The organism is Thermoanaerobaculum aquaticum, from assembly GCF_000687145.1.
In the GTDB taxonomy this organism is placed as follows: Bacteria; Acidobacteriota; Thermoanaerobaculia; order Thermoanaerobaculales; family Thermoanaerobaculaceae; genus Thermoanaerobaculum; species Thermoanaerobaculum aquaticum.
Genome location: NZ_JMFG01000018.1, coordinates 59,992 through 85,559 on the forward strand (window position 1 = coordinate 59,992; position 25,568 = coordinate 85,559).

Sequence of the window (25,568 nt, forward strand, 5' to 3'; positions counted from 1 at the left end):
CCTCCTTTCTTTGGCTTGCGTTTAGCGTCCACCCAGGGTCTGCACCAAATCGGCAAGCCCCTGGGCCAAAAGCAGGACGTAATCGGGGCTGACGGTGGCCAGCTCAGCCTCGGGCGGCCAAAAATCCCCATCGGCAGGCCCACCTCTGGGCCCGCAAATAGTGATCGTCACCGCCCCCTGCCGGGAGGCCAATGCCGATCCGGTGTGCGGGGGGGTGGGGTCGGTGGCCAGCTCGGTGGTAAACCCCCAGCGGCGGAAAACCGAGGGGAGATGGGGCGTAAACAGGCTTGGGGTTTCACCCAGCCGCAACACCAGCTTGCTGGGATCCGGAGCCTTTTTCGCCCAGAGCTGTTCCAGCTCCACCCAAACCGCAATGCGCCTCTCCCGGGAGGCCAGGAAGGCCTGGGCTCCCGCGGCGTCGTGGCAGCCGCCGGCCAGCAACGCCACCTCCACCGGGATGCTGTGGGGACGGGCCGCCAGGAGCGTGGCGGTTTCTAAAAGCGTCACCACCCCCAGGGCGTTGTCGGTGACGCCGCGGGCGGCCCGGAAAGAGCGCCACGGATCACCGCTGCAGGCGTCCCAGTGGGCCACCAGCACCAGGGGAAGGCGCTGGGGCGAGGTCCCCGGCAGGTGAATCACCAGGTTTTCCCATTCCGCAGCGGTTCCCCAGGGGGTGCTCCGGAGGAAGGACTGGCGCTCCACCCGCAGGCCGCGTTTTTCGGCCTCACCCGCAAGCGCTGTCACGACCCCTGCAGCTTGCGGATGCCAGGCGTAACGGCTGGCCAGAGGCGGCACCCCAGGTTTTGGGGCTTGCAAACCGGAAAGCACCTTGAGGCTTTCCATCACGCGTGTGCGGAGGGGCGGGCCAGCCTCCCCCAGGCGCTTGGTTCCCAGCTCAGAGAGCCGCTCGCGAACCCGGCTGGGAGCCATCCGCGGCGACCAGGCCAACCCCCACTGCAAGGGCAAAAAGCGCTCGTCCGCCCAGCCCGAGGGGTGAGGGAGCACCCCCAAAAAAATCAAAAGCCGCTCCTCCGGTCCCAGCGCGGGAACCTCCACCCGGGCAAAGCCGGTGGCGTCGAAGCTCAAAGCCTCCGGCGGCGAGACCTCCCGGGGAGTGGCCTTTTGCACGCTCCCTACCCATCGGGCGGAAGGGTCGCCCTGAAGCGAAAGCGGCAGGGTGGGTGCCCCATCGCCCTCCACGATCACCAGCCCACCGCCACCCACGCCCACGGTCGCTTGTCCCGATGCGGGGCGGGAGGCCACCATCCAGGCCAAAAGCTGGGGGCGAGGGCAGGAAGCCAGGGGGTTGGGAGCAACCTCGGGACCCAGCCACGGCGCCAGCCAAAGCTTGGCCCAGAAGCTGGCAAAAAGCTCCTCCGCGCGTTGCTCTGGCTTGCGGGCGGCCAGCAGGGAAGCCAAAGGGCCGGTGGGGGCTTCCTGCTTTGCCACCAGCTCGGGAACCGCTTCTGGTCCCAAGCTTTGGGCCAGGAACTCCGCAAACAGCGGACCCCACCCCTGGGCGCTCTGGGGCGACCAGGAAGAGGGGCCCGGCCGGTGCGGCTCATCATCCCCCCAGAGGTAGCGGGGGGGCGCGGCTCCCATGCGGTACGCAAACCACCGGGCGGCGCTGCGGGTTAAGTCCGTGGGGAAAGGATCCGAAGGCGGCAGGGTGGTCACCAGGAACAGCGATTCCAGCAGGGAAGCGAGGTTACGCCAGGACTGGGGGCCGGAAAAGGGGAAGCTGGCCACAATAACGGGGCTGGGGTTGGCCTGGAACCCGTAGGCCAAAGCTCCCTCTTTGCCCATGAGATCGAAGGGGGAAAAGGGAGCGGCTGCTGGCCACCCGCTTTCCCAAAGGAGGATAACCACCTTCCCCTGAAGCCTTGGCCTCTGCCAAAGCTGCAGGCGAGCCAAAGCCTGCTCCACTCGACCTGCCAGTGCTGGCAATCCGCCCGTGGGCAGACGGCTTTCCGCCGGCAGAGACTGTCCCTCCGCCACAAACACCCTGACGTTTTCGGTTTCTAAAACCGGGCGAGCTGCTACCTGCTCCTGGACGGGATGGCGCTGGGGTGGCAGGCGCAAAACCCAAAAGCGCGCTTCCACGTCCTCCCCGGTGGCATTGGCAGCCAATAGCCATAAAGCACAAGCGGGAAGGACCGTGGCACGCACCGTGGGCCTAGTGTAGAAAGCGGGAAAGGCAGACGCAAGGGCTGGCCTACCGGTGAGGATTGAGCGGGGCACCTGAGCCTGCTCCGACCCTCGCTATACTCCCCCTTGGGTGAAGGCAAAAGAAGGCACGAGCTCGGGGCTTTTCCGCAGGTTGGCCGGGGTTGCCGCGGCCACCGGCCAGGGGAAGCTTCCCGGCTGGGAGAAAAGGGCATGGCTGCTGCTGGCGATGTTGGCGGTGGCCCTGCGCTTTTGGCAGCTGGACGCCAAGCCTCCCCACCACGACGAGGCCATCCACGGGCACTTTGCCTGGGAGCTTTTGCATCGCCACAGCTACCGCTACGACCCCACCTACCACGGGCCGTTGCAGTACTTTGTGCTGGCGGGACTCTTTGCGGTTTTCGGCGAAAGCGATCTTGTGCTGCGCAGTTACTCGGCAACCTGCGGCGCGGCGCTGGCGCTGGCGCCTTTACTTTTGCGACGGCTCGTGGGGCGGGGTCCGGCTTTGGCCATGGGGTGGCTTTTGGCTTTGTCCCCGAGCTTTGTGCACTTTTCCCGCTTTGCCCGCAACGACGTTCCGGTGGTGCTGTTTTCGGCGCTGGCATTGGCTTTGGTATGGCTTCAAAAGAAAAGCCCGCAGCCACTTTTGCCGTGGGCGGCCTTTTTCCTGGCGCTTCATGCGGTTTCCAAGGAAACCATTTACGTGACCGGAGTGTTGTGGTTTGCCGCCGGTTTAGGGCTGGTCTTTTGGTGCGGTCCCACCAGGGCCATGGCCTGGTGGCGTGGCTTCTGGCCACGAAACCGCCGGCAGTTGGTAGTGGCTTTAGGTGTTTTTGCGTTTGTTTGCGTGGTTTTTTACACGGTGTTTTTCACCTGGCCCCAGGATGTGTTTTTTCCCTTGAAAGCCGTGCGCTACTGGTACGAGCAGCACAAGATCCAGCGGGTGGGAGGCCCCTGGACCTACCATTTCCCCAGGCTTTTGCTTTACGAGTTCTTGATCCTGGGTTTGGCCGTTTCGGCAGTTATTCGCCGGCGAAGGCGCCTTTTGGTGGCCGAACGCTTCGCCATCCTCTGGGGGGTAGGTGCCCTAGCCATGTACGCTTACCTGGGCGAAAAGGTGCCCTGGCTTTTGGTGCACCAGGTTTTTCCGTGGGTTCCGCTGGCCGGGGTGGAAATGGCCCATGTTTTTGCCAGCTCCCGGAGGTGGCTGGCAAAAGGCGCAGTAACGGTCGGGCTTCTGGCCACGGTGTGGTCTTCATTGGCGCTGAGCTACCTTTACCCCACCATTGAGCCCGGGGATCCTCACGCCGAGCTTTTGGTTTTTGTGCAAACCACCAAAGCCGAGCAAGCGCTGGCGCAGGAAGGCCTGGCGCTTTACCGCCAGAACCCGGAGCAGGTGCTGGCCGCGGTGGAGGGGGAAGCGGTTTGGCCCCTCTCCTGGCAGTGGAAAGGGCTGCCGGTGCAGTGGTCCCTGGCCACAGCCTTAAACGGCCCGCCTCTGGTGGTGGCGGATCCGGGCAAGCTCGAGGAGCACAAGGCGGTTTGGGGGGATCGCTACCGCTGCGAGATCATTCCTTTGCGCGCGTGGTGGGTGGAGCGCTGGCGTGGCGTTACCCTTTTGGATGTGGGTCGCTGGTTTTTAACCCGCCGGGCTTGGTCGGAGCGCGGTTCCACCGACGTGGAAGTGTGCCGGAAAAGGGAAAGGAGTGTCACCGGTGAGCGTTGAACTTTCGGTTGTGGTGCCGGTCTTTAACGAGGAGGAAAACCTCCCGGAGCTTTATCGGCGCTTGACGGCGGTCCTCGGCACTGCTGCTTCCTCCTGGGAAATCCTTTTTGTGGACGACGGCTCCCGGGATCGCAGCTGGGAGATCATCAGGGGCCTGGCGGAGAACGATCCTCGCGTGCGGGGTTTGCGCTTTTCCCGCAACTTCGGCCACCAGATGGCCTTTGCCGCAGGGCTCGATCACGCCCGGGGCCAGGCGGTGGTGATCATGGATGCCGACCTTCAGGACCCCCCGGAGCTCATCCCGCAGCTTCTGGCCAAGCATCGAGAGGGCTTCGAGGTGGTTTATGCGGTGCGCACCGCGCGCCACGGGGAAACGTTTTTCAAGAGGCTCACCGCCAAGCTCTTTTACCGGCTCTTGGCGCGCATTACCTCGGTGCAAATCCCTTTGGACACCGGGGATTTTCGCCTCATGGGCCGGCGGGCGGTGGAGGCTTTCCGGCGACTCCCCGAGCGCCACCGCTTTACCCGCGGGTTGGTGGCGTGGTTGGGCTTTCCGCAAACCGGCGTGCCCTACGAGCGAGCTCCCCGTCATGCCGGCACCACCAAGTACCCGCTGCGCAAGATGCTGCGCTTTGCCGTGGATGCCATTACCTCCTTTTCCCACGTGCCCCTGCAGCTGGCTACCTGGCTGGGGTTTATCGTTTCGGGATTTGCGTTCTTTTACATCCTGGTGGTGATTGCCCTCAAATTTGCGGGGATTTCCTGGCCGGGCTATACGTCAATTATGGCAGCCATTTTGTTCTTGGGTGGTGTGCAGCTGGTGATGGTGGGGCTTTTAGGGGAGTACGTTGGGCGCATTTACGACGAGGTGAAACACCGCCCGCTTTACCTGGTGGCCGAGGAGGCAGGCTCCCGCGAGCAGGGGAGTATGCGTCACACAAATCGGTGAGAACGGCTTTGCCTCCTGCGTTAGCCTTGGTCAGGACTCAATGTCGGCAATGGCGGCAGCGGGATCGGCGGAACCCTGCACCACCCGCTGCAGGCCAGGGTAGTAGCGGTCCATGATCCCCACGCTGATGTACAGCATGTTGCGGTACTGCTCGTAGGAAAGCTCGCTGCCTTCGGTGCTGGTGGAGCAGCGGAAGCGCACCTCGCCGTCGGAAAGATCCATCTCGAAGTTGCCCAGGAGCAAGCCGTAGTTGGCGCGGGTGAGGAACTCCATGATGTCCCGGCGCCGGGGCTCCGGAATTTTGCCTTCCAGGAACACCAAAAAGCGCACGATGGACCGCTCCTCATCGGCCAGAGCCACCAACCGGTAGGTGCTGTTTTCCCCGGCCACCCCCATCTCGATGGCCTGATAGTGGGGGATGGTGCGGAACTCCCAGTTGTCCCGCTTGAAAAACTCCACCAGCTTCTCGTAAAGCCCCATGCTTTGCTCCATCTCTTACTCTCGCCCACCGCGCCGTTGCTGTCAAGAGAAAAAGGGGGGCGCTGAGCGCCCCCCTGGTTGAGTTTGCGTCACCGCTTTTAAAAGCGAATGCGCAGGCCCAGCTGACCCAGGCGCTGTTCGCCCTGGAGCGGGTCGCCGGCGTAGCTGGTGGGCCGGCCAAAGTTGGCGGCCAGCCGGTTGCCCACGTAGCCCGCGGGGTTTTTGGAGTTGAAGAGGTTGAACACCTCAGCAATGAGCTCCACACCGATGTCGCCGGCAAAGGTGAACTCCTTGGAGATGCGCACGTCGAACTGGGAGAAGGAGTGGCCGCGGCGGTTGTTGACATGGCTCACGTTGCTGGGCAAGTCAAAGCGCATACCGTCGCCGTTGAGATCGGTGCCCGCCCACTCGGTGTAGGGGAGAGCCGAACGGTAACGGAACATGCCGGAGATGTTGATCCCCCAGGGCGCGCGGTAGAAGCCAGCCAGGGTGATGCGGTGGCGAGCATCGGTGTTGAGGGGACCGATGCACTTATCGCACAGGGGATCGTAGGGGTTCACGCTTTGGTCGCGCACCGCCCGCAGGTCGGGCTGGTGATCAATGTCGGTGATGCGGAACTCATCGGCACCGGCCAGCACGTTACCCCAGGCCTTGGACCAGGTGTAGAAGCCCTGGAACTCGAACTTTTCAGCTCGGGCCCGGAAACCGATGTTGATGCCCTTGTAATCCGCCCGGCCCTTGCCGTACCAAATGCGGAAGTTGCCGAACTGCGGGAAGCGTCGATGGTCGCCATCGGCGGGGTTGTACCTCCCGTCGCCGTTCACGTCCACTCCCGGGTTGGCGCGGAAGCGGAAGGGGATGTCACGGTAACGGACCCGCACCGCCTCAAAGTTAAGGCCCAGCCAATCCAGAACCTGCCAGGAGTAACCCAGCGAAGCTTGGTCGGAGTAAGGCGTGGCCAGGGTGGGAGAAGCCACCTCGTTGGGTGGGAAGACCTCAGCACCGGGCAGCTGGTTGGGCGGCAGCGGTTGCCCGGGTTGGTAGAAGGACCCATCGGGGTTGCGGATGCCGTTGGGGTCGAAGTAGTTGTAAACCACCCCGTAGTTGGACTGCACGGCCGCGGCGGGGAAAAGGATGGTGGCGTTGGTGTAGGGGAAGTCGAAAAAGCGGCCCACGCCGGCCCGCAGGAGCTGCTTGCCGTCGCCTTTCACGTCCCAAACCACGCCCAGGCGCGGCCCCCAGTTGTTCTTGTCGTTCTTGAGCTTGCCACCCCGTCCGCCCTGGAAGTCGCGGAGGTAGTACTCGTTGTACTCGGTTTGGGTGGAAAGCACCTGCCAGATGGGGTTGGAGCGCTGGTCGAGGTCAAAGCCGTCCCAAAAATCGTAACGAAGCCCCACGCTGAGGGTGACCTGGTTGCTCAGGTACCAGTCGTCCTGGGCGTAAATGCTGTACTGATCCACCGGTGTTTTGTCGCCGAAAAACCCACCGTAAAACGTGATGTCGGTGACCGGCGAGCCCTTGCGGTCCTCCAGCATCGAATACTGGCCGTTGAGTCCGGTGGAAAAATCACCACCCAAGACCGGCTCGTGGATGTACTGCACGCCCACCTTGAAGTCGTGGTGCTTGCCGCCAATTTCCTTGGTGAAGGTGAAGTCGTCCTTGTACTGGTACTTCACCTGGTTTGTGGACTGCGGGGTGTTGATGTTTTGCCCGTAGGAGAAGCCCGAGGGGTAGTAGAGGAGCGGCTCGTTGGAGTCGGCAGTAATGACGTTCTTGAACTTGGAGTACTGGAACAGGAACTCGTTCAAAGCGTTGTCGGAGACCTGCCAGTTGTGGCCCAGAAGGATCGAGTAGTACTTGTTGGAAATGGTCCCCAGGTTGTTGGGAGCAGCCAGTGGGCTTGCACCGTACTTGTCATCGTTCTTCTGATAACCGTACCGCACCTGGAGGTACTGCTTGGGTGAGATGTTGTAGGTGGCTTTGGCGGTGATAAGGTCGTCCTTGAAAGGCAGCGGCACGGTTTTCCCGTCTAACTCCGGGTAAATGCCGCCGGAATCCACGGTGTAGTTGGTTTCCCGGTCGGTCCGCTCCCAGGTCACGAAGAAGTGAGCCAGGTCCTTGGCAATGGGGCCACCCAGGGCGAAGCCGTACTGTTTCCGGTCGTAGGCTTGCTTATCAATGCCCGCTTGTTTTTCCGACTCGGTGCGGGCGTTGAGGCTGTCGTTGCGGAAAAAGCCCCAGGCGCTGCCCTTGAACTCGTTGGTGCCGGTCTTGGTGACCACGGTGAGCACACCACCGGAGGAGCGCCCGTACTCGGCCTTGTACTGCATGGTTTGAATCTTGAACTCCTGCACCGCTTCCAGGTTGAAGTTCTGCAAGGCGCCACCGATGGTGTCGTCGGTGTTGTCACCGCCGTCAATGATGAAGTTCACGTTGCGACCGATGCCGCCGTTCAAGGCAATGGTGAGCTGGCCGGGCTTAGTGGGGTCGGGGTTCACCGCCAGGTTGGTCCCAGGGGCGAGGATCCCGAGGTTGGCAAACTGCCGGCCGTTGAGCGGCAGGTTGGCCAGCTCCTCTTGGCTCACCACCGTACCCACCGCTGGGGAGGTGGCCACCAGGGGAATCGTGGCGGTTACCGTGACTTCTTCAGCCACCGCTGCCACCTTCAGCGTCACGTCCTGGGTAAGGGTGGAGGCCACGTTGACCACCACGTTTTCCACGGTCAGCGGGGTGAAGCCTGCCAGCTCAAAGCGCAGGGTATAGGTCCCCACGGGAAGAGCGGGGAAGCGGTAGCGACCGTCGCTGCCGGTGATGCCCTCCCGGCTAATGCCAGTTTGCACGTGGGTGGCCACCACGCGAACGCCGGGAAGCACGCCTCCCTGCTCGTCCACCACTCTGCCGGTGAGGGCCCCGCTGCCCGTTTGCGCCAGAAGTGGGGCCGATGCACACAAAAGCACGATTAAAGTTAAAACGCCAATTTGCCTTCGCATCTTCAGTCCTCCTTCCTCCTTTTTTCTTCTGCGTTCTCAAGCCGTTTTTGGACGCTCAACGCACTGCCGCACCACCTCCTTTCTCACCCACCGTTGGCGGTAGGTGAAATCCGGGCAAGCAAGCGCCGGGCCGCGCTCACCTGCGAGGAAAACTGCGGGTTGTTCTGCGCTTTTTTGATGAACGTGGTGTAGGCCTGTGCAGCTTTTTCCCTTTGGCCAGCTTCATCCCAGGCAATGGCCATGTTGAAAAGCACCTCAAGGTAGTTGGGAGCGAGCTCCAGAGCCCGGTTGAAGCTGGCTATGGCTTCCTCGGTTTTCCCCGCCAGCACCTGGAGAACCCCCAGGCCGTTCCACGGCTCGGCAAATGCCGGATCTAAGGCAATTGCGTGCCGGTACGCTTCCTCCGCCGCGGCCAGCTCTCCCAGCTCCCGCAAGACGTTGCCCAAGTTGTTCCAAACCCTGGGATTGTGCGGGTCGAGCTGGCAAGCCCGGGAAAACTCGTCCTTCGCCTGCGGGAAAGCCCCCCGCGCGGCGTACACCAAACCCAGCGCCTCGTGAAGCTCGGGCCGCCCTGGATCCAGGCGGATGGCGGCCTCCAGCGCTTGCCGCGCTTCCTCTTCCCGGCCGGCTTCCCGCAGGGCCAACGCCAGGTTGTAGCGGGCTTCCCGGTCGGCGGGGTTAAGCTCCAGCACGCGGCGTAACACACCGACGGCCGCGGCGGGATCGCCGGCCGCCCGCAAGACCTCGGCCTGTTCCGCAAGGAGCACGGGGTTTTGGGGATCCTCGGCCAGGGCTTCTTGAAGGACGGTGCGGGCTTGAACTGGGTCTCCTGCCAGGCGCAAAGCGTGAGCCTGTTCAAAGAGCGTGAAAACCCTCACCCGATCTTTGGGGTCGGCGGCGGTTTGCGGGGTGGGGGAAGAAGGGGCAATGTAGCCGAGGCTTTCCAGCTGACGACGGGCCTCAGCATCCAGCTCCACGCTGTTCCCTGAAGTTGCGGCTGCCACGTAGTCCCCAAGGGCCTCCCGCAAGGCTTTTTCCGCGGGCACTCCTTGTCCCACGAGGTTGGCGGCTTCGGCGGGGTCTGTGGCCAGGTTGTAAAGCTCGGGCTTGGGTGCGGCCACGTACTTCCATTGCTGCTTTCGGGCGGCCAGCAGTGCGGCCCAGCCAAAGCTGGTGGGGTAAAGCGTTTCGGCAAAGAGCGTGGTCTCCGGGGGCTCTTTTTGGCGAAGCAAAAAGGGTGCCAGGTCGCTGCCTTGCGCCTGGAGCGTGGGCTGGGCGCCCGCCAGGTGCATGAGGGTGGGCGCCACATCCACGAGGCTCACCGGCGTGGAAAGGCGAGACCCGGCTGCCAGGCCGGGCGCTGCCACCATCAGCGGGACGCGGAGGGTGGCCTCGTAGAGCAGCAAGCCGTGGGTGGATTCGCCGTGCTCACCCAAAGCCTCCCCGTGGTCGCCGGCCACCGCAATGACCGTTTGCTCCCCGAGCCCCATGCGCTCCAGCTCATCCAAAAGCCTGCCAATTTGCGCATCGGCGGCGGCTACCTCCCCGGTGTAGGGGGAATCGGGAAACTGCGTGGCAAAAGGCGCGGGGGGCTGGTAGGGAGCGTGGGGCTCGTAAAGATGCACCCACAAAAAGAACCGCTTTCCGCTACGGGCTTTCAGCCACTCAATGGCTTTATCCACCACTTGAGAGGCGGGTCTTTCCGCTTCCAGCCTCGTTCCCGCATAGGCTGGCATGGGGATCTGGTCGTCGTAGGTGGCAAACCCGCGAGCCAAACCGAAACGACGGGAAAGCACGTAAGCTGCTACAAAAGCGCCGGTTTCCCAGCCCTGGCTTTGGAGCTCGGTGGCAAGGGTGGGGATGGTGTCCGGCAGCGCCTGGGCACCGTTGAGCCGCACCCCGTGGCGGGCTGGGGTAAGGCCTGTGAGGATGGAGGCGTGGGCGGGGGTGGTAAGCGGCACAGGGCTCCACGCCTGAAGGAAGACAACGCTTTTTTGCGCCAGACGGTCGAGGTTTGGGGTGGCCGAAGTAAAGGCCGGGTTGTAGGCCCCCACGTGGTCGGCGCGGAGGGTGTCAACGGTAATGAGGAGCACATTTCGGGGCGCAAGGGATGCTGGCTGCGGGCCGCATCCCCAAAGGAAGGCTGCGATCAAAAAAGCAACGAAAATGTGAGCTCTGGCGATCAGCGCTCCCCCCCACCACGCAACTTGGCGTTGACTTTAGCAACACCTGCCCGTCCTTGGCAAGACTTCCTGTGCGACAATCCATGGGGAGGCTCGTATGGCCTTTGCCGACTTGCGGGATTTCTTGCGTTTCTTGGAAAAACGGGGGGAGCTGGCGCGCATTCAAAAGCCAATCTCGCCAATCCTGGAGATGACCGAAATTGCCGACCGTGTGGTGAAAAAGCAGGGTCCCACACTGCTCTTTGAGTCGCCCACCGAAGGCGCTTTTCCTGTGGTGATGAACATCTTTGGCTCCATTCCCAGGGTCATGGCGGCGTTGGGGGTGGAAAGCTGGGAGGCCTGGGCCGAGCGGGTCAACTTCTTCTTGGAGCCCAAGATGCCCTCCGGGCTTTTGGACAAGGTGCGCACGTTACCTAAGCTTTTGGAGCTTTCGGGCATTTTCCCCAAGGTGGTGCGGGAAGGACCGGTGCAGGAGGTCATCAAAACCGGCGACCAGGTGGACCTCTTTGAGCTGCCGGTGCTTAAGTGCTGGCCTCAGGATGGGGGGCGCTTCATCACGTTAACCAACGTCATCACCAAGGACCCGGAAACCGGTACACGCAACTGCGGGATGTACCGGCTGCAGGTGTACGACCGCAACACCACCGGCATGCACTGGCACCTCCACCACGACTCGGCGCGGATCTTTCAAAACCATGCACGGAGGGGCCAGCGCACGGAAGTTGCGGTGGCTCTGGGTGGTGATCCCGCCACGATCTTTGCCCCGGCGGTGCCCCTGCCGCCCGGCGTTGACGAAATGCTTTTTGCCGGCTTTGTGCGTGGCCAGGCGGTGGAAATGGTGAAGTGCGTGACCGTGGACCTGGAGGTCCCAGCCCACGCGGAAATCGTGCTGGAAGGTTGGGTGGACCCCGAAGAGCGCAGAGTGGAGGGCCCCTTTGGCGACCACACCGGCTTTTACTCGTTAGCCGACGAGTACCCGGTCTTCCACGTCACCGCCATCACCCATCGGCGAAACGCCCTTTACCCCACCACCATCGTTGGCAAGCCGCCCATGGAGGACTGCTACATGGGCTTTGCCATCGAGCGGATGTTCTTGCCGCTCATGCAAAAGATGCTGCCAGAAGTGGTGGATTACCACATGCCTTTTGAAGGGGTGTTCCACAACCTCATGATTGTGGCCATTGACAAGCGTTACCCCCACCATGCCCGCAAGGTCATGCATGGGATCTGGGGGCTGGGGCAGGCCACCTTCACCAAGGTCATCGTGGTGGTGGATGCCGACGTCAACGTCCATGACCTTTCGGAAGTGGCGTGGAAGGCGTTGGCCAACATTGACCCCCAGCGCGATTTCGAGTTTGTGCTGGGGCCGGCAGAAACCCTGGACCACGCCTCGCGAGCGCCCTGGTGGGGCAGCAAGGTGGGCATTGACGCCACCCGCAAATGGCCCTCCGAGGGCTTCACCCGCCCCTGGCCCGACGAAATCATCATGAGCCCGGAAGTGAAGAAAAAAATTGACGCTATTTGGCATGAACTTGGGCTTCAGGAGGCCTCATGAGCTTTCCACCGCGTTGCGATCTTCAGCTTCCCGGGTGGGGGTTGTTTTGGGCGGAAATGGTGGCTACGGGGGAGGGGAGTGAGGCGCTGGCGCAGCTGCGCCGGGAGGTGGCGCGGCGGGTGCGGGAATCTCACCGGTTGGAGGAGCTGCCCGACCACCCCACGGTGGCGGCGGTGCGCAAGCTGTTCCGGCAGGCGGGCTGCGATCCCACGCGCTGGCGCCCGTCTTCCGAGGCTTTGGTGCGACGGGTGCTGAAAGGCGAAGAGCTGCCGGCCATTTCCCCTTTGGTGGATATCAACAACTGCTTGTCCCTGGAGCTTTTGGTGCCCGCTTGTGTGATGGCGGCAGGTACCGTACAGGGGCCCCTTACGTTTCGTGCAGGACGCGCTGGGGAGACCATGCTTTCCCTTCGGGGCCCTGTGAGCTTGGAGGGGAAGCCGCTTTTAGCTGACGATCTTGGCCCTTTTAGCACACCCATTACCGATTCCCAACGGGTGAAGGTCACCGCCGATACCCGAGAGGCTTGGCTGGTGGTCTACCTCTCCCAGGGCGTGGTGAGCGGGGATTGCGTCCGCCAGGCGCTTGAACTTCTCCTTTCCGAGGCTCCGGTGGCGCGGGTGCTCGCTACTGCGCTGGTACCGTGATTCTCGGCGTTGGCTGGCCGTTCTCCCTGTATTTGCGGGGAAAAAGATCAGCTGCTGGAAGTGGCATTGAAATACGGGTTGTTTTTGAGCGAAGGACGTTTTTGCTTTAAAAAGGGTTGGCCTTTCCTTGCCTGGGTAATGCTAAAATCCAACCGTGAGCGGATCCAAAACACAGGAAACGGCTTGCTGGTTCGGGGGGCCGGAGCTTCTGCGGGAACGACAGGCGGCCTGGGAACGCTACGCCCGGTGGGCGGCAATGAAGAAGAGCTTTTTGTCACCTTCCGCAGCCGTGGCCAGTGTGGGTTTTTTGTACCAGCTGCTGCCCCCGGAAAGCCGAAAGCGGCCGCCGGATGTGCGGGGCGTGGCGCTGATGCACCGCATGCTGGCGGTTTTGGAGGCCCGTTGACGCCTCTTGAGGAAACACTGCTGAAAGCGGCGCGTTTTTTTCAGGAGGAGGGCATCCCCTACATGCTGGTGGGGGGGCTTGCCAACGCCGTCTGGGGCGAGCCAAGAGCTACGGTGGACGTGGATTTCACCGTTTGGGTGGAGGAAGCCCGAATAGGCGAAGTTGTGGGTCGCATCGCCAGGGTTTTTTCGCCTTTGCCCGGGGATCCTGTGGCCTTCGTGCAGCAAACCAGGGTTTTGCCGGTGGAAAGCCAGAATGGGGTGCGGGTGGATGTGATTTTTGGGTTGTTGCCGTTCGAACGGGAAGCTTTGGGGAGGAGCGTTCCTGTGGAAATGGCTGGATTTTCGGTTCAGGTGGTGAGCCCCGAGGATTTGGTGCTCATGAAAATCGTTTCCGAACGGGTTCAAGATTTGGAGGACGCGCGGGCGGTGGTGCGTCGTCAGCGGGGGCGGCTGGACCTGGACTACCTGCGGCCCCGGGTGCAGGAGCTTGCCCGCCTTTTGGATAAGCCAGAAATTTACGAGCGCTTTTGCCTCTGGCTGGAAAGCGGTAATCCCGGCGGCGGGGGTTTTTCCGCCAGCTGAACACGGGAAATTGAAAGGAAAAGCTAGGGCAGGGCTCGCGGAGGCTTGAGGTAGCGGGCCAAAAAAGCGTAAATGTCCTTGCGGATCTTGAAGGCTTCGGGTGTGTCCAGGCGGTCGAAGCTGTGGCCTCCGGGAGCGTCCTGGAAAATCCTGTACTGGAAGTCCTTGCCCGCAGCTTTGAGAGCCTGAATGAGGTGTTCCACTTCGATGACGTTTACGTCTTCATCGTTGGTGTTGGTGTGAATGAGCAGGGGAACGGCCAGCTTTTCCACATGCCAAACGGGCGAACGGCGCTTGTATTCGGCGATGTCCTGGCGCACGGTTTTGCCCACGTGGTATTCGGCGGAAAAGAGGTCCTCGTAGTCCTTGTCGTGGTAGCCCAAGCGCATGATGAGGTCAGAAACGGGAACGCCTGCGTAGACACAGCGGTAGTCCTTGGGGTGGTTGAAGGCCAGCATGAGCACGATGAGCCCGCCGTGGCTCCAGCCCACAAGCCCCACGCGCTCACGGTCAATGAAATCGAAGGTTGCCAGGGCCCAATCCTTGGCCGCTTGAGCGTCGTCCACCTCCCGGCCGCCGTAGTCAATGAGCTGGTAAAAGCCCTTCCCGTAGCCGGTAGAGCCCCGGTACTCAGGGGCCACCACCACGTAACCCTGCTGCACGAGCTCGCGCACGATGTGATAGCTGTAGTTGGAATCAAAGCGGGCGTGGACGCCGCCATGGGGGAAAACCAGCATGGGCAGCTTTTCGTTGGGTTTGCGATCCCTGGGTATGAACGTGTAGGTGAAAAACTTTACCGGGTTGGTGGCGCCGGGAGCCGTGGGGTTTTTGGGGTTGGCATCGGGGGGACCCGTAATTCGCCATTTGTCCACTAGGGCAATGTCTCCCACCCGGTGATACCAGGCGATGTCGTCAATGGCCCGCTCGAGCTCGTCCAAGCGGTGCTCCAGGTCCTGTTGGTTTTGCAGGATTTGGCTGAGCTGCGTGCTTGCGGGCGAACTAGCTTCCTGAGCCCCAACCGCAAAGGAAATCAAGCAAAGTACCGCGGCTGTTGCCGCAAAGCCCCGCATGAGAGACATAACACCTCCCCGGCGATGCACGCCAGGGTAGTTTACGCTCCTGTCCGATGCGGGTTTGGGACCTGCCCGCTGGACGCCGGGACAGGCGCTTACTCAGGAAACCGGCGGACCAGGTTAAACCCCAGGCGGAGGTCTTTCACCCGGGACCTGCCGGGAAAGTCCGAGCCCACCCAGAGGTCGGTGGTGGTGGCCCGGGAGTTACCCACGTAAAAGGTGAAGCTGTGGCCCCCCACGCCTTTGGTTAACCCCAGAGTCCAGGCGAGCTTAGCGCCTTCGGTTTGCGGGTTGGGTGGAATCAGCTCTCCCTCCACCCGAAACCGGCGTGGCAGGTGCCAAACCCAAGCAAAGCCCACGTTGCCGGCCCGTCGGAGAGTGGGGGTATCGGTGACAAAGGTGGGCACCAGCGCCAGCTCCCACTGCGGGTGGGGGCGGAGGGCAATCACCGCCTGGGCAAAGCCGCTCCACCGGGGGTTAAGGCCAAAACCGCCGCGGTAGTCACCTCCGGCCCGCACCGCGAGGCCCCACGGCCGTCCTTCGCGAAAGGGCAAAAGCACCAGCTTGCCGGCCAGCTCCACCTCCTTCAAAAAGGAGGAGCGGTAAAGCTCCACCTGGGCACCCGAGCCCAGGCCCAGGGCCACGCCGATCCCTATATCGGCTGCCGAGTCCAGGCCGAAGAGCTCCTCCCCTCCGCCGTCTTGCACGGTTTGGGTAAAGCGGTGAGTGAAGATCACCTCCAGGGTGGAGGGTCCCACGGTGGCCAGCGTGGGAAGGTTCAGGAGCCGGGAATCCAGTGGATGCCCGAGGTCTTGAGCTACTACCAAGCGGGAGAGCAGCAAGAACGCAAAAACCCAACGCATAGCGTGCCTTTCAGTCCCGGGGTGCGCCCCGGCGCACCCAGTCCACTACGAGCTGCCGTGCCTCGGCGGAAATGCTGCCTTCGGCGGGCATGGGGGACCCCACGATGTCGGGGTCCCCCCGGATCTTTTTCACCAGGTACGAGCTTTCGGGATCGAAGGGCGCCACCCGCAGCAGCTCCGGCCTCTGGGTGGAGGGGCGGTTCACCACGTTGGCGTAAGCTCCTGCTGGTTCCAGGTTGAGCCCGGCTTGCGGGGCCTGGCCGGCGTGGCAGCCGGAGCGGGCGCAGGAGGGTACGAAGACCTCGCCTAAAACGCGCGTAAACGTGGCGTTAGGGTCCGGGGGTGAGCCATCGGGCCCGGTGGGCAGGTTTTTCTTTTCCCCGCATCCGGCAACGAAGAAAACCAGGAGGATCCATGCAAACCGAGCGGTCATGGCGTCAGTTGTTGGGAGCGCCCGCTTCGATCCAGCCTTTCACCCTGTCAATTTCGCTTTGGGAAAGGTACGGCCCACCCTGGGGCATACGCGCTCCGGAAATCCCCACACCCCGGATCTTACGGTAAAGATAGCTGTTGTCGGGGTCTCCGGGTTTAATCCGCATGAGGCTGGGCATTTCGGTGGAAGGTACGTTGACCGTGGAGCCGTAGGTTTGCCCGGGGCTTAAGTCCAGGCCCTGGGTGGGCGGGTGGCAGCCGCTGCACCTGGGGGTGAAGATGTCGGTTTGCAGCTGGCTGAGCGTAATACCGCTGGCCTGCACCGTGACCTGTCGGCTGGCTTGCGCTTGTCCCCCCTTGCCGTCGGAGACGGTAACTGTGGCGGTGTAGGTGCCGGCGGTGGCGTAGGCGTGGGACACAGAAAGGGAGTTGGTGCTGTCGGTGACCCCGTCGCCGAAATTCCACACCACCGTGAGCGTGTCCCCATCGGGATCGCTGGCGGTGGCGGTGAAGCTCACGTTTTGCCCCACCTGTACGGTGATGTCGCTTGCGGGGCTGGTGATGGTCACGGTGGGTGGGTTATTGCCCGGTGCTGGCGGGTTCACGAACTCCTCGGGGGCGGTTTGCGCCGGCTGGTACAGGCCATCATCGGTGATGTTGTCCACCACCGAGCTGTAAAGGAAAACCGGGGAAGAAGCGGCAAAGGCCACGGTGAAGTTGTTGTCGCTGCAGGCTGCCGAAGGCACGTAGCCGTTGCCGTCGCCGCAGGCCAGAAGATCGTTGCTCCACGGCTGGAGGGTCACGGTCTTGCTCCCGGCGGTGGTGCCATCGGGGCGCACCACCCGAACCTGCAAGGTGACGGCTTGCGGGGAAGGGTTAAACCAGCCAAAGTTGGTGCGCCAGCCGCTGCCGGTGGTTTTGGCCTGATGGCGGTTGTAGGGCAAAACGCCGCGGCTGAGAGCTTCGGAAACCGCAAGACCCTGGGCAAACTGGCCAAAGGTGCCCCCGGAAGGCCGCTGGTCGTTGAAGATGTTCACCGCCACGGCAATCTTGGCCGGGGAGTAAAAGCGCACTGCTCCCCGTCCGGAAGCGGCAAAGAGCTCGCTCACCAGGTTGTTAAACACCGCTGTGCCCCGAGCCGGAACCGCAAAGCGCTGCACCTTGGCTGGTGCCGAGCGCGCCTCGCGGCTGGATGGGTACCACTCGGCCCAAACTTCCGCTTCCGCATCGCTAAAGTTGGTGACCGTGCCGGCGGTGCGGAAGAGGGAAGGGGGCAAGCCGGGCACATCGGCCGCCACCGGAACGTGAATCACGCTTTCCCCGGTGGTGAGCTGCCCGCGCACCGCCCCGCCCGGAAAATCGGCGGTGTGCACGTTCACGTAAAAGCCTTCGGGGTTCGTCCGGATTCCCCCGGCCAACGTGGCCGAAAGGCTCACCGCGCCCACCGCCACTCCGTTGTTGAAGGTGGGAGAAAGGCTCAGCACGATGCTGCCGGCTTCTCCTGCCTTGCCGCGGTGGATATGGGCGGCAGTGGGCGGCTGGGTGTTGCTCACCCGCAGGTAGTACAGTGCCTGGTCGGACCGGGGAACCACCAGAGCCACACCGTTGCCGTCGGGGTCACCCACGGTGGGCCGCTCCCGGGCCCCCGAAAGGGTAGTGACCCAGTGCTCCACGCCCGACGCTTCACTCGCCAGTTGCGCCCTGGCTGCCCCACCGGGAAAGGCGGAGGTATGCACGTTCACGTAGTACCCCGCCGGGTTGGCGCGGATGGCACTGGCCACATCGGGCGCTGCGGTCACCGTGCCGGTGGCCACAAACCCCCCGCCCAGCGCCACAAAGGACGGTGCCAGGTCCACCACGATGCTGCCGGTTTGTCCGGCGCTTCCCTGGTGGATATGGGCGGCGGTGGGGCTCTGGCTGCCAAAGTAGAAAATCGCGTAGGTGACCGTGTTGCCCGTAAGCTCCACCAGGAAAACCCCGGAGCTGGCAGCATCGCCCGAACTTTGCGGGCGAGTGCCCAAAAGCGAGCCGGTGAACACCTGGCCCCAACTGCTGGCGGCGAAAAGGAACAGCACTAGGACAACGCGACAGGCTTTTAACATAAAAAACACTCCTTCCCGGCCCGGTAGTCAAACGCACTCCAACCATCGCCCTGAAACGGCGAACGCTGCTATCCGCGGTTTTATTCCGCGGATCTCAGAAGGGAAATGACGAAAAGAGAAAAGCGTTTCCCAGAAGACCCAGAGTCGAGAATTCCGGATTTGGGAATTGGCAAAGGGGGAGCGTGGTTTTGAGCTGCCGCCAGCCTACATTTCCGGTTTCCCGGGAGTGGTGGCGGGGAGCGCCCGGGTGCGGGCCCAGGAGCGGATGGCCTTGATTTGCTCGGCCATCGTGGTGGAAAGGGGCACGATCTGCCCCATGGCTGCTAGCAAATCCCGCTCCTCCACCGGACGGCCCTCGGCAAAGCAGGCCACCCGCGCGGAAATCACCGCTTGCTCGATTTCCGCCCCGTTCCAGCCGCGGGTGGCGGAAGCCAAAAGCACCAGGTCGTACTTGCTGGGGTCCAGGCCCTGCCGGCGCATATGGATGGCCAGGATTTCCTTGCGTTCCTCTTCGTTGGGGAGCTCCACGAAAAACACCTGGTCAAAACGCCCCTTGCGGATAATCTCCGCCGGCAGGAGGTTGATCCGGTTGGCCGTGGCAGCCACAAAGACGTCGGCCCGGTGCTCCTGCATCCAGGTCAAAAAGGTGGAAAAGATACGGGTGAGCGAGCCGGTTTCCCCCTCGTGGTAGCCGGCCACCCCCATCTCGATTTCGTCAATCCACAGCACTGCCGGCGCCACCGCTTCCACAGCTTCCAGGGCCCGGTGGAACACCCATTCGGGGCTACCGTGCACCCCGGCAAACACCAGGTTCATGTCCAGGCGGAAAAGCGGCAGTTGCCACTCGTGGGCGATGACCTTCACCGCCAGGGACTTGCCGCATCCGGACATGCCCATGAGCAGCACGCCCTTGGGTCGCGGCAATCCCTGCGCTCGAGCTTCGGGGGTAAAGAGCGAGGCCCTCTGCCGAACCCAGAGCTTGAGCTGATCCAGCCCCCCCAGCTCCTCAATGCCTCGATCCGGGGGCACAAACTCCAGGATGCCCTCCTTGCGCATGATTTGCTCTTTTTCCGCCAAAAGCTCGAGGAAAAAAGCTTCCCCCAGTTCCTGATGGCGGGCCAGGAGCCGGCGCAGCACGTGTTCCACCTCGGTGAGGCTCATGCCCCGCAGGGAGGTGACGATGCGGCCAAAGGTGGAGGGATCCACACTGCGCCGGGTGGCGGTGAAAACCGCTTGCACCGTGGCCTGCACTTCGGCTTCATCGGGAAAAATGGAGTTCACCACGTACGTAAAGGGCTTCAGCTCGTCGGGAACCTGCACCACCGGCCCCAAAAGGAAGAGGTACTTGCCCGAATTGCGGATAGCCGAAGCGGTATCGCGCAGGCGCCGCAGGAGAAAGCGGTTGCCGTCCAGCATGGCGGTGATGTCCTTAAAAAGGTAGAAACCCTGAGGCGCTTCTTGCGCCACCCAGGCCAGCGCCGCCAGGGGATCGCTCACCGGATGGGCCTGGCCAAAGCCATCCAGGCAGTTCCAGGTCAAAACCGGCAAGGGGTTGGGCTTGGCTGCCGCCCCCACCCGCTGGATAAGCCGCTCAATGCGGTCCTCCTCGGGGGAGACCACCGCAATCACCGGGTACGCCGAGGCCAGCGCCGTAACGATTTGCTCCACCGTCGTCGCCATGCGTTCATTGTAGCGTGTTAAAAAGGAAGAAGCCCGTTCCGGGCTTCCTCCTGGTGAGCAAAGCGAAGAAAGCGTTAAAGCGTTCCCCGCAGGGAAAGCAGCACGCTCCTGCCCGGGGCCAGCACGGCGCCGGGCTCGTTGTCGCCGGGATAGGCCCGATTGAGGAGGTTGCGGACCCGCACCGCCAGCTCAAGCTCTGGTGCCAAGCGGTAGCTGGCGCCGCCGTCCAGCAGCGCATAGCCCGGAACCACCGTTTCCGTGGGCCCAGGGCGGGTGTCCCGGGCGTAAAAGGCAAAGTGGGTAAACCAGGACCAGCGGCTTTTCCTTTGCGCAAGGCGCACATAGCCACCCCGGGCGGGGACGTCATCCAGGTAAGTGCCGTCGTCAACGGTTTTTCCTTCCGGGTACTGAAGTCCCAGGAGCAGCTCAAGGCTTTTCGTCACAGAAAGACCTGCTTCCGCCTCCACACCCCGTAGCCTCCCCTGGGCTCGGTTGCGGAAGAAGTAATCCCGTCCCTGCCGGTAGCGCTCGATCATGTCAAAGATGTCGTAGTGGTAGGCGTAAAAAGCACCGTGGAAAGCGCCTTTGCGGTAGCGCAGGCTGGCGTCCCACTGCTCGGAAGTTTCCGGTTTGAGGTTGGGGTCTCCGGTAATAAAGCCCCGACCGGTAATGCCCCGATAAAAGCGGTCGGATAAAAGCGCATCCCGAAAGCCCCGGGAAAACTGCAGCGAAAAATCCACATAACGGCCCAGTGGAAACGTGGCAGCCACAAATCCGGAGCCGCGGGTAAACGTCTGGCTTTGATTGCCGAAAAAGCCCTGTTGGTTGCGGTTGCGGACCACATCGGCGCGAACGCCAAGGTTGAGGGAAAAAAGCCGGAACTGGCGCTGGTACGCGGCAAAAAGCCCGGCGTCGTCCTTGCGGGCGTTGGCAATGGAAACCTCGCGGACCCGCGTGCTTTCGGGAGCGCTTTCAAACGCCGAGCTTGTGTTCGTGGCTTTGAGGCCAAACCGACCGTAAGCATCCAGCCCCAGCATGAGCTGACCTCCGGCCCAGCTCCCCTCCAGCTCCAGGCGGGCTGTGTAATCGTGGGAAAAGACGTCGGCCACGGTCACGGTGCGAGGGGCGGTGCTGGTGGGAGCCCGGTCCCGGGCGGTGAGCAGCTGGTACTCCGCCCAGCCCAACGTCCAGGCGATACGGCTCCACCGCCCGGAAAGTGGCCCCTCAAAACCCACAACCAGGCGGTGGCTGTTTTCTTCAGGGTAAAAGGTCCGGTCGGTTCGGGAATTTTGCGTGGGTCGGCCAATATCCCGGCCCCAATCGGATCGCCACAGCACCCGCCACATCCCCTGGCGCACGGGCCATTGGAAGCCTGCGCGGAAGGAGCGGAAATCCGCTTGCGAATTGAAAACCTCCCCGTGCGGGGAGCGGTAGGGGTCAAAACGGCGAACCGCAGCTCCCAACGTCAGAGCGCCAGCCCCCAGGCTTCCGCCGGCTTCCACGTGCGCCGATTCCTCGGGAAAACCAAAGCCCAGACCCAGTTGGTACGCTTCCTTCCAGGGCTCTCCCGGTTGCGCCAGGCGGGTTCGCGCGGCAATCACGCCCCCGAAGGCATCGGAACCGTAAGCCACGCCGGCGCCTCCCCGCACCACCTCCAGTTCACCAAGGGTGAGCGGATCCAAAAACGTGGCGCTGGGCCCGGCCCTGCGTTCGGTCAGCACCCGAGTGCCGTCAAGGAGAACCAGCGACCGAAACCTGGCAAGGCCCCGTACCGCCGGTACTGCCGCATGGTCGCTGCCGGTGCGGCCAACGTTGGGGATGGTGGTCATGGCGTCGGCCAGCTGAGCGGGGGCTTCGGCGGCCAGTTGCCTTTGGCTTACCTGGGAAAAGGCCGAAGCGGCCGGCACCACCAGGTCCGGGGGGCGGCTGGCCACCACCGTCAGCGATTCCCGCACCGGAGAAATGACCAGCACCAGCGGCTCTGGAAGCTCTTCGGCAAAGGAAAAGCTGCCCAAAACCACCCCATCGGCACCGGTGACCACCAGCACCACCGGCGGTGTGATTTTTTCCGGCAAAGCAAAGTTTCCCTGGGCATCCGCCACCAACCACCCACTCTGGCCCAGGATGCTGACGCGGGCAAAGGGCACAGGTTGCCCGTTGGCGTCTTTCACTTGCGCTCCCAAAGCTTCCTGTGAAAGCAGGAAGAAGCAAAAAACTACCGGAATGCTTTTCATTTGCCCCCCGTTGGATTTTAGCGGTTGCGGTTGCAACGTTATTAAAACAATACCATAGGGCCTAAAAATCAAGCTCGGCATGCACTACCCTCGCGTAAGCCTTTTTGTGGAAAGCTCTTCGTGCGGAAATGTTGTCAACCTTCATAAAGCTTTGTCAAGCCGGTCGTGCTCCTAAAGGAAATGTGGGGCCGACGCTCCTGGGGAAGCAATCTCTCAGCGGCCCACAACAAAGCATCTGTCGCATGACGCAATTCATTGTTGTGTGACCGGTGGCTGTCAGGCGCGGGCTGCACGGCGTCGTTCCGCGCCCGACCAGCGTTCGACAGGGCTTTCTGGTTACCGGGCGCTAGCAAAGGCAAATCGGCGGCGAAATGGGGGGCGAGCTCCTGGCCAGTACGAAGCAAAAAGGAAAACCACGCTCTCTTTATCACTGCCAGCCTGATACCGTTACCTTCGAGGAAGTTTACTAGAGCTCTCCAAGAAGCTGTTGCCAGCTTGCTTTCGTTCCACCCATTGGAAAATATGTTCGTTTTCCCCCACCCTCGGGCCAACGTGTACCCTCACGTAAAAATCTGCCCGAAGTGTTGGTGGTAGGCTCATGAAAAATCTGCCCGAAATCATGATAGGCTCTCCCGCGTTTCGTCGGGGCTGTGGGCGGTGTGGAAATCGGCCGCGATTTCCAAGGGCTGCGGCCAAGCGGGGTTGGGGGATGGGAGGCCCGCCTGCCGCAGCCCGGCACCGTCCACAGCCCGTTTTTTGGCAACGGTAGGTGCGAGTGGTGTGGGGAGTTTCATGAGCTCGGACCGCAAGCGGTTGATTTTTCGGGCCAAGCTCGCAGGATTGAGAGTCAAGGCCTGTTGGCGGAGGGTGTTTTTGGTTTCCTCGCTCACCCAGGGCGAGCTGAGGACGCGTTGGAGCGGGGTTTGCGGGCGGTCGTAGTGTTTTCGCACCTTGGAACCTTGTCGGGTTTTGCTTATGAGCTTTTGTGAAGGCAGGAAGAAGTTCACGAACAAACTCACGGTGGCATCCAGTTCTTGCATGACCTTCCAGGCTCGGTCGGTGTCGAAGCGGGCATAGCCCTTAAAGCGCCGAGCCACCGAGGCGTTTTTTTGCTCCACGAAGCAGTTGTCGTTTTTCTTGAACTCTCGGCTGCGGCTGAACTTAATACCACGGTGGTTGCAGTACTGGACGCCGTGCTCGTTCATTAACTCCGCCCCGTTGTCGCTATGCACAGCCACTACCGGAAAGGGGAGCCAAGCGCGGGCAGTCTCGAAAGCAGCTAAGACATGAAAACGCGATTTGTTGCGAGTCGTGCCCAGCTCCGTCCAGTCCGTAGCAAGCGAGCATCCGGCTTTGCCGGTGGGAGCGTTGGGGGTGCGGGGGGTTAAGCCGGCCACGGGTGGAAGGCGGAGCGTGGCCGTGCCCCCCGCGGAAGAAGTTCCTTGAGGGTCAGGGTCCACCAGAAATCGCCCCGAGCCTGGCCCGCATCGCTCCCCACCAAGTCCATCTGCAAATGCCCTCGGTGGCCCCGCTCCGCCTCAGCCCAGGTTTGCACCGGCAAGGGGTAGCGGAAAAGGTTATCCGGTTTGGTCTTCGCCCGGCTTTTCAGGGCATAGCGCTTTTTTTCTTCCCGAAGCAGCAGATCCACCGTGGCCGGCGAGATAGTCAGCAGCTTGCCCTTGAGTTCGCCCCCGACCGCCAGTTCCCTATGCCGCTCCAACGCCTCTAAGACTTCCGGCAGCGCCGCGACCAACCGCCGACCGCAGGGATAGTCCAGCATCACCCACAGCTTGATGCGGCTCTTCACGACCTCCGCACCGTAGCGGCGGGGACGGCATCGGTTGACCTTCTTACTTACTCGCATCTCCGACCACCATCCAACGCCGGCCCAAAGGCACCTTCTTGCCGTGGGACCGCAAAAGCCACGCCGCATACCGCCGGTTGTACCCGGTGGCGGCCACGAACTCATCCAAAATGACCCCACGCGCTTTCTTCGTGGCTTTCTGGTACCGCCCTGCAAAGGCCTTCACCAGCACCCTTCTCTCAGCCATGGTCAACCTCATTTCCGCTTCCCTCCTTGGGAAGCAATCTCGCACGCCTCCCCCTTTCGAGCAGATTCTTACGTGAGGCAACCACCCACCTTCGGGCAGTTTTTTGATGACGCAATGCGGGGGGTTGTATGCGACGGCTAAAGGACCTATACTCCTTTATGGTGCTTGGAATCGGCGTTTGTTAAATGGACTCGTTGCGCGGCCTATTTATTTGGATGTCGGGAGAGCGGGGCACACCAAGAGGGTGCTGCTTCGGCGCCGGCTGGTACGCCAGTGGCGTGGAATACGGTTGGGTTGTTTTTCTCTTCCAGGAATCATGAGAGGCACGAGATGAGGGTAGTTGTTATCGATCCGTCGTCTTTTGCGAGGCCCTACGATCACTGTCTTTGTGAAGGCCTGGCTCAAAAGGGCTGTCGGGTCCTTTTTGTTGGGAGCCAGAGCCCGTATACGCGGTGGGTGTGTCCACCTAGCTATGAAACGCTAAACCATTTCTATCACCTGACGAATCAGATGTTTCCAAGGCCGGTTGGTATTCTACGAAGGTGGATCAAAGGCCTGGAGCACGCTTTTAACATGAGCCAATTGGTCAGTCGGCTACAGGCCTGGAGGCCAGACATCATTCACTTCCAGTGGTTGCCACTACCATTAGTTGATTCTTTGTTCCTGGGGCGACTTGGAACTCTCTGCCCTTTAGTCTTCACGGTTCACGATACCAACCCGTACCAGGGGAGCCCATCCTCAAAGCTACAGCTGTGGGGTCTCGCACGCGCGCTGCGAATGTTTGATCATTACATTGTTCACACAAACTTTTCCCGCGACGCTTTGATGGGTAAAACGGACATCCCGGGTGCAGCGGTATCAATAGTTCCCCACGGTGTGCTCGACTACTACGGTCGCATCGGCACTCATAGCGCCCCTGTCGGGCCGAGTTCGGTTTTGGACGTCAGGAAGATAGTACTTTTTTTCGGAGTGATAAAGCCTCACAAGGGTCTCGATGTGCTCATTAAGGCTTTCGCTGGATTACCGGGACCGCTTCTTAACGAAACGGTGCTGCTAATCGTCGGATGTCCCAAAATTCCTGTGGTACCCCTTCAGAAGCTGGCAAGGAATTTAGGAATTGAAGAGCGAGTTGTATGGGATCTTCGTTATGTACCAGAAGAATCAGTCGGGTCACTGTTTCGACGTGCAACTATCGTAGTGCTGCCTTACCAAAGCGTTGATCAAAGCGGCGTATTAATGACGGCAATTGCCTTTGGGAAACCAGTAATAGTTACTAGAGTTGGCGGATTTAGCGAGACCTTGAGAGATGGTGTCCACGGACTTTTTGTTGAACCTGGTGACATCAGTGGGCTGACAAGAGCTATGGCGACGCTCTTGAGTGACCACCAGTTGATCGAGCAGATTAGTAGAGCGGTACGGGAGTTGGGCGAGCGCGAGTTATCATGGGATC

At 61.9% G+C, this 25,568-nt stretch carries 20 protein-coding genes and 1 pseudogene; 8 read left to right on the plus strand and 13 right to left on the minus strand.

Going from position 1 to position 25,568, the window contains the following annotated elements; genetic code table 11:
* Positions 1 to 21: 21 nt before the first annotated feature.
* The gene (locus EG19_RS07260; protein WP_152543969.1) at positions 22 to 2,169 is read right to left on the minus strand and encodes a M28 family peptidase; all 2,148 of its coding nucleotides are present in this window, start codon (positions 2,167 to 2,169) and stop codon (positions 22 to 24) included.
* 109 nt (positions 2,170 to 2,278) lie between these two features.
* Here EG19_RS07260 and EG19_RS13120 point away from each other — a divergent pair, with 109 nt between their 5' ends.
* Together EG19_RS13120 and EG19_RS07270 are read left to right on the plus strand one after the other, a co-directional pair.
* Positions 2,279 to 3,892, plus strand: coding sequence for a flippase activity-associated protein Agl23 (locus EG19_RS13120; protein ID WP_152543970.1), 1,614 nt, complete (start codon positions 2,279 to 2,281; stop codon positions 3,890 to 3,892).
* Positions 3,882 to 4,841 carry a glycosyltransferase family 2 protein gene (locus tag EG19_RS07270; protein WP_200867127.1) on the plus strand — a complete coding sequence of 320 codons (960 nt, stop codon included), beginning with the start codon at positions 3,882 to 3,884 and terminating at the stop codon, positions 4,839 to 4,841. Before EG19_RS13120 ends, EG19_RS07270 begins: the two co-directional genes overlap by 11 nt.
* A 30-nt stretch (positions 4,842 to 4,871) precedes the next feature.
* Here the strand turns inward: EG19_RS07270 and EG19_RS12635 are convergent, their stop codons facing one another.
* The 3 genes from EG19_RS12635 to EG19_RS07285 form a co-directional block, all read right to left on the minus strand.
* Positions 4,872 to 5,321, minus strand: coding sequence for a type III secretion system chaperone family protein (locus EG19_RS12635; protein WP_161685470.1), 450 nt, complete (start codon positions 5,319 to 5,321; stop codon positions 4,872 to 4,874).
* A gap of 98 nt (positions 5,322 to 5,419) precedes the next feature.
* A complete protein-coding gene (locus EG19_RS07280) occupies positions 5,420 to 8,311 on the minus strand; it encodes a TonB-dependent receptor (protein ID WP_038049168.1) in 2,892 nt (963 codons plus the stop codon).
* 83 nt (positions 8,312 to 8,394) lie between these two features.
* Entirely contained in the window at positions 8,395 to 10,404 is a 2,010-nt protein-coding gene (locus EG19_RS07285) for a sulfatase-like hydrolase/transferase (protein ID WP_038049170.1), read from the minus strand.
* Positions 10,405 to 10,591: 187 nt separating this feature from the next.
* On the opposite strand from EG19_RS07285, the gene EG19_RS07290 reads away from it, so the two are divergent.
* The 4 genes from EG19_RS07290 (at position 10,592) to EG19_RS13125 (ending at position 13,683) form a co-directional block, all read left to right on the plus strand.
* Positions 10,592 to 12,049: a menaquinone biosynthesis decarboxylase gene (locus EG19_RS07290; RefSeq protein WP_038049172.1), complete on the plus strand. Its 1,458-nt coding sequence runs from the start codon at positions 10,592 to 10,594 to the stop codon at positions 12,047 to 12,049.
* On the plus strand, positions 12,046 to 12,693 hold the full coding sequence (locus EG19_RS07295) for a B3/B4 domain-containing protein (RefSeq protein WP_038049174.1): 648 nt from the start codon (positions 12,046 to 12,048) through the stop codon (positions 12,691 to 12,693). The genes EG19_RS07290 and EG19_RS07295 overlap by 4 nt, the downstream gene beginning before the upstream one ends.
* Before the next feature lie 154 nt (positions 12,694 to 12,847).
* Entirely contained in the window at positions 12,848 to 13,099 is a 252-nt protein-coding gene (locus EG19_RS13675; RefSeq protein ID WP_161685473.1) for a hypothetical protein, read from the plus strand.
* The gene (locus tag EG19_RS13125) at positions 13,096 to 13,683 is read left to right on the plus strand and encodes a nucleotidyl transferase AbiEii/AbiGii toxin family protein (protein ID WP_038049175.1); all 588 of its coding nucleotides are present in this window, start codon (positions 13,096 to 13,098) and stop codon (positions 13,681 to 13,683) included. The genes EG19_RS13675 and EG19_RS13125 overlap by 4 nt, the downstream gene beginning before the upstream one ends.
* A gap of 23 nt (positions 13,684 to 13,706) precedes the next feature.
* Here the strand turns inward: EG19_RS13125 and EG19_RS07305 are convergent, their stop codons facing one another.
* From EG19_RS07305 to EG19_RS07345, 9 genes are all read right to left on the minus strand, one after another.
* Positions 13,707 to 14,762 carry an alpha/beta hydrolase family protein gene (locus tag EG19_RS07305; RefSeq protein WP_200867128.1) on the minus strand — a complete coding sequence of 352 codons (1,056 nt, stop codon included), beginning with the start codon at positions 14,760 to 14,762 and terminating at the stop codon, positions 13,707 to 13,709.
* Between the two features lie 89 nt (positions 14,763 to 14,851).
* Positions 14,852 to 15,619: a DUF5777 family beta-barrel protein gene (locus EG19_RS07310; protein WP_038049177.1), complete on the minus strand. Its 768-nt coding sequence runs from the start codon at positions 15,617 to 15,619 to the stop codon at positions 14,852 to 14,854.
* A gap of 10 nt (positions 15,620 to 15,629) precedes the next feature.
* Entirely contained in the window at positions 15,630 to 16,052 is a 423-nt protein-coding gene (locus EG19_RS07315) for a hypothetical protein (RefSeq protein WP_053335052.1), read from the minus strand.
* Between the two features lie 4 nt (positions 16,053 to 16,056).
* Positions 16,057 to 18,153, minus strand: coding sequence for a CHRD domain-containing protein (locus EG19_RS07320; protein ID WP_152543972.1), 2,097 nt, complete (start codon positions 18,151 to 18,153; stop codon positions 16,057 to 16,059).
* Between the two features lie 204 nt (positions 18,154 to 18,357).
* Positions 18,358 to 19,833 (minus strand): AAA family ATPase, encoded by a 1,476-nt coding sequence (locus tag EG19_RS07325; RefSeq protein WP_038049181.1) that lies wholly within the window; start codon positions 19,831 to 19,833, stop codon positions 18,358 to 18,360.
* Between the two features lie 74 nt (positions 19,834 to 19,907).
* Positions 19,908 to 22,067: a TonB-dependent receptor plug domain-containing protein gene (locus EG19_RS07330; protein WP_038049183.1), complete on the minus strand. Its 2,160-nt coding sequence runs from the start codon at positions 22,065 to 22,067 to the stop codon at positions 19,908 to 19,910.
* Between the two features lie 617 nt (positions 22,068 to 22,684).
* A complete protein-coding gene (locus tag EG19_RS07335; RefSeq protein ID WP_053335053.1) occupies positions 22,685 to 23,272 on the minus strand; it encodes a hypothetical protein in 588 nt (195 codons plus the stop codon).
* A gap of 179 nt (positions 23,273 to 23,451) precedes the next feature.
* Positions 23,452 to 23,931, minus strand: a complete 480-nt coding sequence (locus EG19_RS07340) for a hypothetical protein (RefSeq protein ID WP_152543974.1) — start codon at positions 23,929 to 23,931, stop codon at positions 23,452 to 23,454.
* Positions 23,918 to 24,118, minus strand: coding sequence for a hypothetical protein (locus EG19_RS07345; RefSeq protein WP_152543975.1), 201 nt, complete (start codon positions 24,116 to 24,118; stop codon positions 23,918 to 23,920). The genes EG19_RS07340 and EG19_RS07345 overlap by 14 nt, the downstream gene beginning before the upstream one ends.
* 330 nt (positions 24,119 to 24,448) lie before the next feature.
* Between EG19_RS07345 and EG19_RS14440 the strand changes: the two are divergent.
* Both EG19_RS14440 and EG19_RS14120 read left to right on the plus strand, forming a co-directional pair.
* Positions 24,449 to 24,937: pseudogene (locus tag EG19_RS14440) on the plus strand (glycosyltransferase family 4 protein); the annotation flags it as partial.
* Between the two features lie 6 nt (positions 24,938 to 24,943).
* Positions 24,944 to 25,568 (plus strand): glycosyltransferase (locus tag EG19_RS14120; protein WP_235208716.1); only part of this gene is annotated, 625 nt, incomplete at its 3' end.